Annotated in this window: 12 protein-coding genes; 5 read left to right on the forward strand and 7 right to left on the reverse strand. The window is 37.6% G+C overall.

What is annotated here, in order from left to right; translation table 11 throughout:
* Window positions 1–160: 160 nt before the first annotated feature.
* The 5 genes from VEHSUH06_RS09035 to VEHSUH06_RS09055 form a co-directional block, all read right to left on the reverse strand.
* Complete coding sequence (locus VEHSUH06_RS09035; RefSeq protein ID WP_105098617.1) at window positions 161–1,117, reverse strand: M23 family metallopeptidase; 957 nt, start codon at window positions 1,115–1,117, stop codon at window positions 161–163.
* Between the two features lie 9 nt (window positions 1,118–1,126).
* Window positions 1,127–1,648, reverse strand: coding sequence for a DUF4446 family protein (locus VEHSUH06_RS09040; RefSeq protein WP_105098618.1), 522 nt, complete (start codon window positions 1,646–1,648; stop codon window positions 1,127–1,129).
* A 119-nt stretch (window positions 1,649–1,767) separates the two neighbouring features.
* Window positions 1,768–3,069 carry a [FeFe] hydrogenase H-cluster maturation GTPase HydF gene (hydF, locus tag VEHSUH06_RS09045; protein ID WP_105098619.1) on the reverse strand — a complete coding sequence of 434 codons (1,302 nt, stop codon included), beginning with the start codon at window positions 3,067–3,069 and terminating at the stop codon, window positions 1,768–1,770.
* A gap of 294 nt (window positions 3,070–3,363) precedes the next feature.
* Entirely contained in the window at window positions 3,364–4,293 is a 930-nt protein-coding gene (locus tag VEHSUH06_RS09050) for a ParB/RepB/Spo0J family partition protein (protein ID WP_009351540.1), read from the reverse strand.
* Window positions 4,294–4,325: 32 nt separating this feature from the next.
* Window positions 4,326–5,096 (reverse strand): ParA family protein, encoded by a 771-nt coding sequence (locus VEHSUH06_RS09055; protein ID WP_105098620.1) that lies wholly within the window; start codon window positions 5,094–5,096, stop codon window positions 4,326–4,328.
* A gap of 990 nt (window positions 5,097–6,086) precedes the next feature.
* Between VEHSUH06_RS09055 and VEHSUH06_RS09060 the strand changes: the two genes are divergently transcribed.
* From VEHSUH06_RS09060 to VEHSUH06_RS09070, 3 genes are read left to right on the forward strand one after another with little or no spacing between them, the layout of a single operon-like run.
* A complete protein-coding gene (locus tag VEHSUH06_RS09060; RefSeq protein WP_105098621.1) occupies window positions 6,087–6,854 on the forward strand; it encodes a methionine synthase in 768 nt (255 codons plus the stop codon).
* 49 nt (window positions 6,855–6,903) lie between these two features.
* A complete protein-coding gene (locus VEHSUH06_RS09065) occupies window positions 6,904–9,339 on the forward strand; it encodes a homocysteine S-methyltransferase family protein (RefSeq protein ID WP_105098622.1) in 2,436 nt (811 codons plus the stop codon).
* 21 nt (window positions 9,340–9,360) lie between these two features.
* Complete coding sequence (locus tag VEHSUH06_RS09070; RefSeq protein ID WP_105081809.1) at window positions 9,361–10,218, forward strand: methylenetetrahydrofolate reductase; 858 nt, start codon at window positions 9,361–9,363, stop codon at window positions 10,216–10,218.
* A gap of 172 nt (window positions 10,219–10,390) precedes the next feature.
* Here VEHSUH06_RS09070 and rsmG read toward each other — a convergent pair whose 3' ends face one another.
* Entirely contained in the window at window positions 10,391–11,143 is a 753-nt protein-coding gene (gene rsmG, locus VEHSUH06_RS09075) for a 16S rRNA (guanine(527)-N(7))-methyltransferase RsmG (RefSeq protein ID WP_105098623.1), read from the reverse strand.
* A 314-nt stretch (window positions 11,144–11,457) separates the two neighbouring features.
* On the reverse strand, window positions 11,458–11,652 hold the full coding sequence (locus tag VEHSUH06_RS10860) for a hypothetical protein (protein ID WP_146251416.1): 195 nt from the start codon (window positions 11,650–11,652) through the stop codon (window positions 11,458–11,460).
* 194 nt (window positions 11,653–11,846) lie between these two features.
* Between VEHSUH06_RS10860 and VEHSUH06_RS09080 the strand changes: the two genes are divergently transcribed.
* Together VEHSUH06_RS09080 and VEHSUH06_RS09085 are read left to right on the forward strand one after the other, a co-directional pair.
* Window positions 11,847–12,077 (forward strand): antitoxin, encoded by a 231-nt coding sequence (locus VEHSUH06_RS09080; RefSeq protein WP_105098624.1) that lies wholly within the window; start codon window positions 11,847–11,849, stop codon window positions 12,075–12,077.
* Entirely contained in the window at window positions 12,074–12,484 is a 411-nt protein-coding gene (locus tag VEHSUH06_RS09085; RefSeq protein WP_009351515.1) for a type II toxin-antitoxin system VapC family toxin, read from the forward strand. Before VEHSUH06_RS09080 ends, VEHSUH06_RS09085 begins: the two co-directional genes overlap by 4 nt.
* Window positions 12,485–12,492 lie beyond the last annotated feature (8 nt).

Below are 12,492 nucleotides of genomic sequence, written 5' to 3' on the forward strand. Positions count from 1 at the left end.
ATATACTTTTATTTTACAATATATATATGCAAAAAGAAAGAAAAAGAACTTGCTATAGTGCATTTGCACATATAACAAGTTCTTTTATATGAAGTCTATTAGATTATTTACTCAACAATTAGAGAATTACATCATCGTCGAGTCCTAAATAATGCAACGATTAGTTACTAATTGGCAAGAAAATCATAGGGTCTACAGGGGCACCATTTAGGCGTACCTCATAGTGAACGTGAGCACCCGTACTTTTACCAGTACTACCCATCAAGGCAATAGTCTGACCTTGTTTTACACTCATCCCTACCGTCACAAGTACAGCACTGTTGTGGCCATAACGAGTTACGAAGCCATTGCCGTGATCGATTTCAACGAGGTTACCATAACCACCGTCAGTATAACCAGCGAACGTAACTACACCAGCTGCGGTCGCCACGATTTGTGAACCATAGTCATCCGCAATGTCGATACCTTCATGGAACGCCCCAATAGCACCTGTCACAGGGTCTACACGGCTACCAAATGGAGATGTAATAACGCCCTTGCTCGGCCAGATGCTTGGTGTCGTACTGTTCACAGCACCACCAGAACCAGCGGAGAAGTTGATGGATTGCAATGCCATCAAGTCTTGTGCACCACCATCGCGAAGGATGTTGCGCATCGTATAGAAGCTAACGAGCAATTTTTGCGCGTCTTTGTCCATTTTAGACAAGCGAGCTGATAATTGTGCCGCTGTTAGCGTCTTTACTTCGCTATCATCAGCGGCTACCGCCTTTGGGTCGCTACCATCCCCGCCACCTTGAGCCGGTGTGCCAGATTCAGCGCCTTTTAGCATTTGCTTATTCTCTTCGCTAATTTGATTTAAGTTTTGGATTTTCTTATCTAGAACCTCTGTTTTTTGTTGTAACAATTTCAGTTGTTCTGATTGCAATTGCGTTTGTTGCCGTAATTGCACCACCTCGGCTTGTCGCACGATGCCCCAAATGCCGAGTACCACTGCCGCGATGATTAGGATAGAGCCAACAATAGCTGCTATCTTCGCCTGCTTTGTGGTTAACGTCAATATGCAGTTGTCACCATTTCTTTCAACTTTGTTTGAAATGAATGCCGGTAAATTCAATATAACCCTTCCTTATTTTGAAACGATGGCGCTCGTCAACGCTTCCTCATTAGTACGTTCGCCCAACGCTTCGTTCAAACTTTCTAATTCTTCTTGTGAAAGACTAACAAGACTTTTACCTTTCACAATTGGTTTACTAAAAATACGGGATTCGCTACGACCGTAAATACTGGAAATGCAGATGCCGTTATTGTTACCATCGAGCAAGGTAAGTGCAAAGGACAGATCATTACCGATATTTTCAAAGGCGTTATATTTAATAAAGCCAATTTTTTGTATCGTATTGCTCTGCGTATTGCGGATAGCCGCTTGCTCAGTCAACAAGGACTCAAGGCCCTTCGCAGCATCGCGAATTTCGCTAACCTCTACAGATAATTTACGCTCTAAGCTCGCACCATTGTCCCCTTGCATAAAGAAATCGTATTTCTTTTTCAAGCTGCCTAGACGAATGTGTAAGATTACACAATACACCAATACAGCGATAACAAGAACAATAGTGGCCATACCAATCCACGGTTGAATCGATTCGAACATGTATATTCCTTCCTATACAATCATCAAAACTCCAACACTTAATTATACCATTCTAATTGTGAAAGTTAAATGACTGCATGCAATTTAATTTAATATGCGTAATGATAGATTAATTATATCTACCCTTTTATTTCGTCAATAAATGGGCTTATTGCCCGTTCTAGTATACCATGTAGAGCCGCTATGAGTACACCGTAATTTACGATTGGCGTACCTTGTACAACGGCACATTCAATACGTCGTAATACTTCACGGCGTGTGAGCATACAAGCGCCACAGTGGATGATCAAATCATATTGTGATACGTCTTTAGGGAAAGCTCCCCCACTGGTGAATTCCAGCTGTAAATCCGTATGACCTTGCTTCTTAAGGAGATTAGGAATTTTTACAGTCCCAATATCATCACATTGACGACGATGTGTACAACCTTCGCTAATAAGAACCTTAGAACCTGGTTTCAAATTCTTAATGGCATTAACACCAGCTACTAAGTCCTGTAATTTTCCTTTAAAGCGAGCCATCAAAATAGAAAAAGAGGTCAACGGAATTGTATGCGGTGTCAATTCATCGACACGATCAAAGGCTTGAGAATCACAGATAACCATTTTAGGTGGATGTGTAAGAGAGTTAATCATAGACGGTAACTCTTCTGTTTGACACACCAAGGCTAAGCCTTTGTAATCTAAGATTTCACGAATCGTTTGTACTTGTGGCAAAATAAGGCGACCCTTTGGCGCTGCACTATCAATAGGACACACAAGAATGATAGCATCCCCCTCTTCCACAAGGCCTTGTAACAGTGTTTGCTCCCCTTCTACATCAAGCGGCGTTAAACCGCCAAGTAAATCTAACAATTCAATCCGTTTTTCATGAGAAGTAAAATCAGCTGAACCAATTACGGTAGCAAGATCACTTAATCCCTTATGAGATTTAATATAAGCAGATGTATTTGATTCATGTTTTTCTTTATCGGCTGTATTTAATTCAACTTTTTCTTTATTTTCTGTATTGATTTCAACTTTTTCTTTATTTTCTGTATTGATTTCATTTACGAATAATGCAACAGGCACATTATTCTGTTTTAGAAGCCCTAACCAATGCATGTCATCAGAGGTTGGTTCTTCATCGGTACGAAGCACATAGACAGCAAGGTTAATCTTTTTTACAACCTCTTCTGTCTTTTCCATGCGCAATGCACCGAGTTCAGTTGTATCATCAATACCTGCTGTGTCAGTAATAACTACAGGACCTAGGGGCAAGATTTCCATAGACTTACTCACGGGATCTGTCGTCGTACCTGCCACATCAGATACTAAAGACACAGGCTGATCAGTTAACATATTAATCAATGTAGACTTACCAGCGTTACAACGGCCAAAAAAGCCTATATGAACGCGGTTTGCTTTAGGTGTTTGTTCCATAGTCTATCCTTGTAACTTAACGTATATATCTTACAAAAACCTTCTAGTATTACTGAAATTGTTTTCTTGTACTAGAATTGTTTTCTTGTACTAGAATTATTTTCTTGTGCTAGAATCATTTTCTTTTACTAGAATCATTTTCTTTTACTAAACCCTTAAATACAGTAAAAGCGCAGCCCGTAGACTACGCTTTTACCGTGGATTGTAAATTGTATTTACATTATACAGAAATATTATCAACTTGTCATTACTAATTTCACATAGGCTAATGCTAATTTTAGTATGTAAAGTATACTATACGCGGAACTCCATTACTTCTGTATCTTCAGTTTGGTCTTGACCATCCATGTATGCGATCAGTCTTTCCAATTCAGCTTCAGAGGAGAAAGCAATTTCAATCTTACCTTGTACCTTTTTACCAGCACGGAACTTGATATTTACAGGAGATCCTAAGCTTAATTTTAAACGATCCATCAAGGCACGTACTTCTGCTGTACTTTGTGGTTTATTTGTTTTAGTCTTAGGGGATTTATTTTGCATAGACTTAACAAGAGCCTCTGCTTGACGAGCACTTAATTCGCCCTCTTTAATGCGTTCAGCTGCTTCGATTTGTTGAGCAGCGCTACGAAGTGCCAACAATGGACGAGCTTGACCTACTGTTAAATCCCCTTCAATAAGGTCTTTTTGTACAGAGTCACAAAGTTTTAAAAGGCGAACCATATTGGCAATATAAGAACGACTGCGGCCAAGACGAGCAGAAATCATTTCTTGCGTTTGTTTATACGTATCCATTAAACCTTGGTAAGCCAAAGCTTCTTCAATTGGATCTAGTCCTTCACGTTGCAAGTTTTCAACGAGGGCTACTTCAGTCATCTCTTCTGTATTATATTTCTTTACAATAACTGGAACTGTTTCTAAACCAGCAATAATAGCTGCGCGGTAACGTCGTTCACCAGCTACGATTTGGTATTTATTCTTTTGTTTACGTACTACGATTGGTTGGAAAATACCAAGATTTTTAATAGATTCAGCTAATGTAGCTAAACTATCTTCATCAAAACTTTTACGAGGTTGATCTGCATTCGGAACTAATTCAGAAATCGGCAATTCATGTATTTCCTTTTCAGGCAATACAGACTCTACAGAGTCAACTTTCATCAAATTACCAAGGCCCTTACCCAATCCGGACGCTTTGCTTTTTTTACTTTTAACTTCTCTAGGCATATAACTAACCTCTCTTACCTTACATATAGCATTTATTTAGACTTAGATGCTTTAATAACTTCTTTGGCTAATTTAGTATATACATCTGCACCTTTAGATTTTGGATCATATACAATAATCGGCTCCCCATAACTTGGTGCTTCACTAAGTCGTACATTACGAGGAATAATTGTTTTATATACTTTACTGCCAAAGAACTTTTTAACTTCATCAGCTACTTGAATAGATAAATTTGTACGACCATCAAACATAGTCAACAACACACCTTCAATTTCAAGGTCTTTATTAGAAGTTTGCTGTACGATAGTTATAGTCTTAACTAACTGACTTACCCCTTCTAGTGCATAGAATTCACTTTGAATTGGAATCAATACACTATCTGCTGCTGTAAAAGCATTTAAAGTTAGCAAACCAAGGGATGGCGGACAATCGATGATAATAAAATCATATTCATCACGCACTGGTGCCAAAGCTTTTTTCAACATTGTTTCACGTGAAACAACGGAAACCAACTCTACTTCTGCACCAGCTAATTGAATCGTTGCAGGCGCCACAAATAGCTTTTTAAGCATTGTAGGCTGAACAATATCAGCAATAGGTTCACCATCAATTAGAACATCGTGCACACAGAGTTCTAAATCATCCTTTTCAATGCCTAAACCAGAGCTTGCATTACCTTGCGGATCCAAATCAATAAGTAATACTTTCTTGCCTGCATCAGCTAAACAAGCACTCAAATTTACTGATGTTGTAGTCTTACCAACACCGCCTTTTTGATTAGTAATAGCTATAACTTTGCCCACTTAATTCACCTCGCATATTCGTTCAAAATAGTTCTTTTTCATTATAACATAAAACAACTGTAATTATGGTAATTACAAATCAAATTCTTTAAAATTAATCTATTTATATATGTAATTATATTTTAAAACTTAATTCCTGATCAGAATCAGTTAGCTTATATGTTAATAACTAATTTAATAATCTATTTTGATTTACAATTACAATTGTTTCACGTGAAACAATAATTCTTTCTATTAATAAAAACAGAATATTATTTTTATAAAAATGTTTCACGTGAAACCTAAAGAAAATAGAAATTATAATAGTACTAACACCAACAAATATAACTCTAGAAATCATAGGAAAAACAGTTGTGGAAATTACACCAACAACAAAAAATAGTAGAAACAAAAATTTAAGAAAAACAATCAAAAAATATTAGGTAAAAAAATATAGTTTTAATATAAATATACACGAAATAACGAAACTTAACTAATTTTTTTATTGATACTTAGATCGCATTACTAATTCAAAACACGATAATATCGTAAGTTAGAGTTTTATATAAGAGTATAAGAGTATAGGTGTGTGTGAGCATAAAACTATAAAATATAAAAATATAAATGTATAAGTGTGTAGGCGTGTAGGTGTATAAGTAATGCAACTCTAACTATGTTTATAGTAAAACTCTAATAGTTTCAAAGCCTAAATTATAGATTAAAAATATCTATTACTATATGTAGTGTAAATGAGCTAATAACTTTTATTATAAAACTACATATAGATATAGCTTTAAGCTATATCTATATAGTACTAAATTATATGAGAATACAGGCCCCATAAGCTTTGACAGGCTTTCATCATATCTATATACTATTACCTAGGTAGTAATTAGATTGATTATCTTTAATATAGTTTAATTGACTATATGATCTAACTATACAAATAATAGTAAGCAAACACGCTCTACGGATACGCAGAGCTTTTTATTTTGAAGAGGAGGCGTTTCCATGCCCATCTATAACGGAATGCTTCCTGCCATCGATAAAGCAGAAGTAAAACGATACGCAGGACTTCGTCACGCTGAGGATTTCCCACAAAATTACGTTGACGAAGCATGTAAGGAAATCCAGTTATTAGCTACACCTAAAGGTGTATACCAAGAATACGATTATGATGCAGAAACTAAAACAATTTTAAGTAATCCACCGCTTAAAATTGAAGGTTCTATCATTGAAAAACACTTAGAAAAATCTACAAAAGTTTATGTACTAGGCGTAACAGTAGGCGAAGATGTAGAAATTCGTAGTGAACAATTGTTTAAACAAGGCAATTATACAGTAGGCTTATTACTTGACGCAGCTGCAACTACAGCAGTAGAACAGGTAGCGGATCAAGTAAACGAAGTAATCAATACAATCGCTAAGAAACAAGGTTATAAACCAACATGGCGCTTTAGCCCTGGTTATGGCAACTGGCCATTAGAGATTCAACCTCAATTAGCTAATATTATTAAAACAGAGCTAATCGGCTTACAAGTTACGGAGAACTATTTATTGTTCCCACGTAAATCTGTAACGGCGATTATCGGTTTAATGCCAGCAAATGAAGACCTTAAAACAAAACGAGGCTGTACTTCTTGTTCACAACAGGACTGTGCATCTCGTAAATTACCTGAAAAAGCAACTACTAACGACCAAAATAAGGCAGAGGAAGATGGTAGTAAGACTACTGCTGATGTATCAGGTATCACTATGAAAGGCCAACCAACAGAATAATGTTTCACGTGAAACAGTTCGAATTTTAGGATGTTAAAGGAAGATGTTTATGTATATTTTTGATGGTGCTATGGGCACAATGCTGCAAGCAGCAGGCTTAGAAGAGGGCTATTGTCCAGAGCTATTTAATGTAGAGAGACCAGAAGTTGTAAAGAATATTCACGCACAATACTTACAACATGGTAGTGATGTAATTACTACCAACACATTCGGTGCATGTGGTCTAAAATTAGAAGATTACGATTTACAAGATCGAGTAAGAGAAATTAATATTGCAGCCGTAAAGGTAGCAAAAGAAGCTATTGCAGAGGTTAAACCATCTGCTCGTGTAGCTGGCTCTATAGGTCCTACAGGCCGTTTTTTACAACCACTAGGCAATATGAGTTTTGACTCTATTTATGACACGTACCGCGAACAAGCAGATGCATTGATTGAAGGTGGCGTAGATTTCATTATCATTGAAACTATTATCGACGTACAAGAAATGCGTGCCGCATTATTGGCATCTCTTGACGCGCGTGAAGCAGCAGGGAAGACAAAGGAAGATGTACAAATCATCTGTCAATTTTCTTTCAGTGAAGACGGCCGTACTATTACAGGTACACCGCCAGCAGTTGCAACTACTATCGTAGAGGCAATGGGTGCAGATATCATCGGTATCAACTGTTCCCTTGGACCTGAACAAATTACACCACTTATCGAGGAAATCGCTAGCGTTACAAACTTACCAATTAGCTGCCAACCAAATGCAGGCATGCCTCAATTAATTAACAAACAAACTGTATTCCCACTTACAGCAGAAGAAATGGGTCCATTGATGCTTCCAATCGTAGATGCAGGCGCAAGCTATGTAGGTGGTTGCTGTGGTACAACACCAGCTCATATCCAATCTATTTCCGACGCTGTGAAAGCACATACACCTAAAGAACGTGCTCATATTGAACCTAAAACAATCATTACAAGCCGTACTAGATTGTTAGAATTAGGTCACAATACAAAACCACTTATCATCGGTGAACGTATCAATCCTACAGGCCGTAAAATTCTGGCTCAAGAATTACGCGATGGTTCTTTCATCCGTGTAAAACGCGATGCTTTGGACCAAGTAGAAGCAGGTGCAGACATCCTCGACGTAAACATGGGTGTAGCTGGCATGGACCAAACTCCATTGATGGAGCGTGCTATCTTTGAATTATCCATGCTCGTTGAAACTCCATTGTCTATCGACACATTGGATCCAGCAGCTATGGAAGTAGCGCTTAAAAACTACCCAGGCCGCGCACTAATCAACTCCGTAAATGGGGAGGAGGAGTCCATCACACACGTTATGCCTTTGGCTAAACGTTATGGCGCAGCATTACTTTGCTTGCCATTATCTAGTGGTGACCTTCCTGAAAAAGCAGAGGACCGCGTTGCTTTAGCTGAAAGCATCGTAAATCGCGCTTACGGCTATGGTCTTCAACCACATGACTTATTACTTGATCCATTGGTATTAACACTTGCCAGCGGTGAAGATAGTGCACGTCAAACATTGCGTACATTACAGTTATATAAAGAGAAATTTGGCTTCCCAACAGTAATGGGCTTGTCTAACATTTCCTTCGGTATGCCTCAACGTCCTTACTTGAACGGCCAATTCTTAACAATGGCTCTAGCATGTGGCTTAACAACACCAATTATGAACCCATTAAATTATCCAGCTAAAAAAGCGTTCGTATCTAGTACAACACTATTAGGCTGGGATCCAGGTTCTGCTCAGTTCATTAAAGAATACGGCTACGAAGACGAATCAAGCGCTCCTGGTAACTCCGCTCCGAAAGGTCCAGAGAAAAAATCCTTCGACAGCAATGATCCATTGGCGAATATTCGCGCTTGTGTAGAACAAGGGGAGAAGGAAGCCATCGTCGAGCTTGTAAAAAAAGCCTTAGCAGACGGCATGGACCCATTGGATATTACGAAAAAAGGCTTATCTGAAGCGATGAACGTAGTAGGGGATAAATTCGGTTCTGGTAAATTATTCTTGCCACAAGTAATGCTTGCTGCTGAAACAATGCAGGCTGCTTTCAACACCATTAAAGAAATCATTCCTGCTAGTGAAAGTTTAGATAAAGGTACAGTCGTAGTAGCAACCGTTAAAGGCGACATCCACGATTTAGGTAAAAATATCGTAGCAGCCTTACTCGAAAACAATGGTTATAAAATCGTTGACCTTGGCAAAGACGTTGATCCAGAGGTCATCGTTCAAGCTATTAAGGACAACAAGGCGGCTCTCGTTGGTATCTGTTCCTTGATGACTACTACAATGCCTCAAATCGACAATACTGTCGCTGCAATCCGTGCAGCAGGCCTCAAAACTAAGATCATGGTAGGTGGCGCCGTAGTATCCCAAGACTACGCAGACCAAGCGGGCGCAGATATCTACGCTAAGGATGGTATCGCAGCCGTTAACCACGCTAACGATTTCTTTGAAACTTTAGAGAAATAATTTTTAATTAAGAGGTACATGATGACATTAAGAGAGAAACATCAACAAGGAAAGTTCACTATTACAGTTGAATTAGACCCACCGAAAAGTAGTTCTGCGGAAAAAGTTTTTGAACAAGCGGCTCGTTTGAAAGGGAAGGTTGATGCTATCAACATCGCTGACAGCCCTATGTCAAAAATGCGCATGAGCCCAATTTCCTTGTCCTACTTGTTACAACACAACAAAGAGATCGAAACAATTTTCCACCTTACTTGCCGCGATCGTAACATCATCGGTTTGCAATCCGAGTTGCTTGGCGCTGCAGCGTTGGGCGTGCACAACATTTTAACCCTTACTGGGGACAAACCAGACAATGGGGACCATCCATTTGCACAATCCGTATTCGAAGTAGATTGCATGGGCTTGCTCAATATTGCTAAAACATTAAATGCAGGTAAAGACCTTGCAGGCAACGACTTAGATGCACCTACAAGCTTCTACATCGGTGCTACTGGTAATCCTGGTGCTCCAGATTTAGAAATTGAACGCCAAAAATTGGCTGCCAAAATCCAAAATGGCGCGCACTTTGTTCAAACACAACCGATTTACGATTTAGAACAAGCAAAACGTTACATCGATACAATGTCTGAATTCGATGTGCCTATTATGCTTGGCTTGATTCCACTTAAAAGCTTCAAAATGGCTACATACCTACACGAAAAAGTGCCTGGGATCAACCTTACTCAAGAGATCTTAGACCGCGTAGAAAAAGGCGGTAAAGAAGCGGGTACAGAAATCGCTATCGAAACATTAGAGCAAATCAAAAAAATCGCTGCAGGCGTACATATTATGCCTTTAAACGATATCGATACAACATTACATATCATTGACCACGTATAAGTCATTGTAAAATTAAAATAGGACACCTTTCCCACGGCCTCCATAGTGAGCTAAGTCGACCTTAGGGAAAGAGAAAGAGGATGCAAATCTATGATTTGCATCCTCTTGTTATTTATATAGGACAGTATTTGTTTATATTGTGCTTACAAGCAACTATATTACCCTTTAAAGATTACACTAACGGTTTGTCTTTAATGTCTTTTGGTTTGCGTGGGTATTGTTTAGGTGTTTTACCTGTTTTCTTAATGTATAGGATTGCTCGTTTATCATCCAAGGTTGGAAGTATAACAGTACGTACTTCTTCAATCTTTGCTTTTAATGTGCTAAGGGCTTTATTGGATTCTCCCATTTCTTCTTCGTAGATAGCGCCTTTTAAAGCCACCACGTAACCACCTTCTTTTACGTAGGGCACTGTCCATTCTAAAAGAATAGGTAAACGTGCCACTGCACGACTCGTAGCAATATCGAAGCTTTCACGATAATCTTGATGACTAAGATCCTCGGCGCGGCCATGTAAGGTCGTACAATTCGTCAAATTTAACTCATCCATAACAGATTCTAGGAAGGTAAGACGTTTTTTCAAAGAGTCAAAGAGCGTAACCTTAAGGCTACGGTCATAGATTGCCAACGGAATACCAGGGAAACCAGCACCAGTGCCTACATCGATGATAGACATGCCGGATTTAATGATATTTGAGTCATAGCAGGAGAGAGAGTCGATCATATGCTTCACTACAACCTCTTTCATATCTGTGATGCCCGTAAGGTTGAGGTATTTATTTGTTTCAATCATACGTGCGTAATACACATAAAAGTCTTTTGCTTGTTCTTCCGTACAGGGCAGACCAAATTTGGTCATTTGCTCCATCATGTATGAAACAAATTCAGACTCCGGTGCGATAGGCACATCGTATTTCTCTTTCATAAGCACTCCTAATAAATTATTCGATATTTATATAATGTAAAAGCTATCCACATTTATTTAATAAAACTCATGTCATATAGCTCATCATATAAATAAATCTACGTAATTAACAATGTAATTAATAATATATGAGATATCAAAATAGTATTTCTAATTTCAAATGCTAAAAAAATCAAAAATTTGCGTTATACGGCGTTTTAATCTATTTTATATAAATTTATATACGAAAACTAATAAAATAACCATATAAGCGAAATATTTAAGTCATTTTTCTTTATATTATAGCATATTCTCAATTTATTCTCATTTACAAATCAAAATATAGAACCTACGTAACTCAAAATAGGGTAGGGGAGAAATGTTACTCCTATATTATCATTTAAAACAATTAATTGAGAAAACGGTCCATCTTTTTGACTTATCTTTTGTGTATTTTGTCCTATTTCAATGTATATCCAAATTTCACTGTTTATTTCTAATTTATCACCATGAATGTTTTCTTCATACATAGGTTAAATTGTCTATTCTGAATGTACACTCGGTGTACTTCTCTAGTGTACATATTTTATAGATAGAACAATAAAGGTTTTATAAATATTCATACAAATATACACAAAAATTCCATTATGATATGTATATAAAATTATACCTTGTTAAAATATATATCAAAGTATATACTTATATTAACAAGGAGGTGATATGTATGACCACAGCAAAGCTATTCGAAAATGGCCGCAGCCAGGCTGTACGATTACCAAAAGAATTTCGGTTTAATGGTGATGAAGTAATCATCAACAAAATTGGAAATGTAGTTTTACTTATGCCAAAAGATGATGAGTGGGCAGGATTTGTATCCGGTTTATCATTATTTACAGATGATTTTATGTGTAACGGACGGGAAGATATCGATCATCAGGAGCGTGAAGCCTTATGAAGTATATGTTAGATACAAATATATGTATTTATGCCATTAAGCAAGAGCCAGAAGTTGTACTACAAAAAATTTTAAAGCATCATCCTTCAGATATATGTATATCATCAATTACATATGCTGAGTTAATGCATGGTGTAGAAAAAAGTCAATCAAAAGATAAAAATAGATTAGCTTTAACACTTTTATTATCACCTATCCAAATTGTTGATTTTGACAGCCACGCTGCTGAGGAATATGGAAAAATAAAAGCGGATTTACAATCACAAGGGAAAGTTATTGGTCCTATGGATCTACTCATTGCAAGCCACGCAAAATCAAAGGGTCTTACCATTGTTACTAATAATACAAAAGAGTTTGAAAGAGTAACCCAATTAGAAGTTGAAGATTGGTCTAAACCATTAAGCTAATTAAAACT

The organism is Veillonella sp. S13053-19 (genome assembly GCF_002959835.1).
Classification (GTDB): Bacteria; Bacillota; Negativicutes; order Veillonellales; family Veillonellaceae; genus Veillonella; species Veillonella rogosae.

Coding starts and splice junctions, on each gene's coding strand:
- VEHSUH06_RS09040 (WP_105098618.1), bottom strand. CDS start 1,648: ATGTTCGAATCGATTCAACCGTGGATTGGTATGGCCACTATTGTTCTT.
- hydF (WP_105098619.1), bottom strand. CDS start 3,069: ATGGAACAAACACCTAAAGCAAACCGCGTTCATATAGGCTTTTTTGGC.
- VEHSUH06_RS09050 (WP_009351540.1), bottom strand. CDS start 4,293: ATGCCTAGAGAAGTTAAAAGTAAAAAAAGCAAAGCGTCCGGATTGGGT.
- VEHSUH06_RS09060 (WP_105098621.1), top strand. CDS start 6,087: ATGCCCATCTATAACGGAATGCTTCCTGCCATCGATAAAGCAGAAGTA.
- VEHSUH06_RS09065 (WP_105098622.1), top strand. CDS start 6,904: ATGTATATTTTTGATGGTGCTATGGGCACAATGCTGCAAGCAGCAGGC.
- VEHSUH06_RS09070 (WP_105081809.1), top strand. CDS start 9,361: ATGACATTAAGAGAGAAACATCAACAAGGAAAGTTCACTATTACAGTT.
- rsmG (WP_105098623.1), bottom strand. CDS start 11,143: ATGAAAGAGAAATACGATGTGCCTATCGCACCGGAGTCTGAATTTGTT.
- VEHSUH06_RS10860 (WP_146251416.1), bottom strand. CDS start 11,652: ATGTATGAAGAAAACATTCATGGTGATAAATTAGAAATAAACAGTGAA.
- VEHSUH06_RS09080 (WP_105098624.1), top strand. CDS start 11,847: ATGACCACAGCAAAGCTATTCGAAAATGGCCGCAGCCAGGCTGTACGA.
- VEHSUH06_RS09085 (WP_009351515.1), top strand. CDS start 12,074: ATGAAGTATATGTTAGATACAAATATATGTATTTATGCCATTAAGCAA.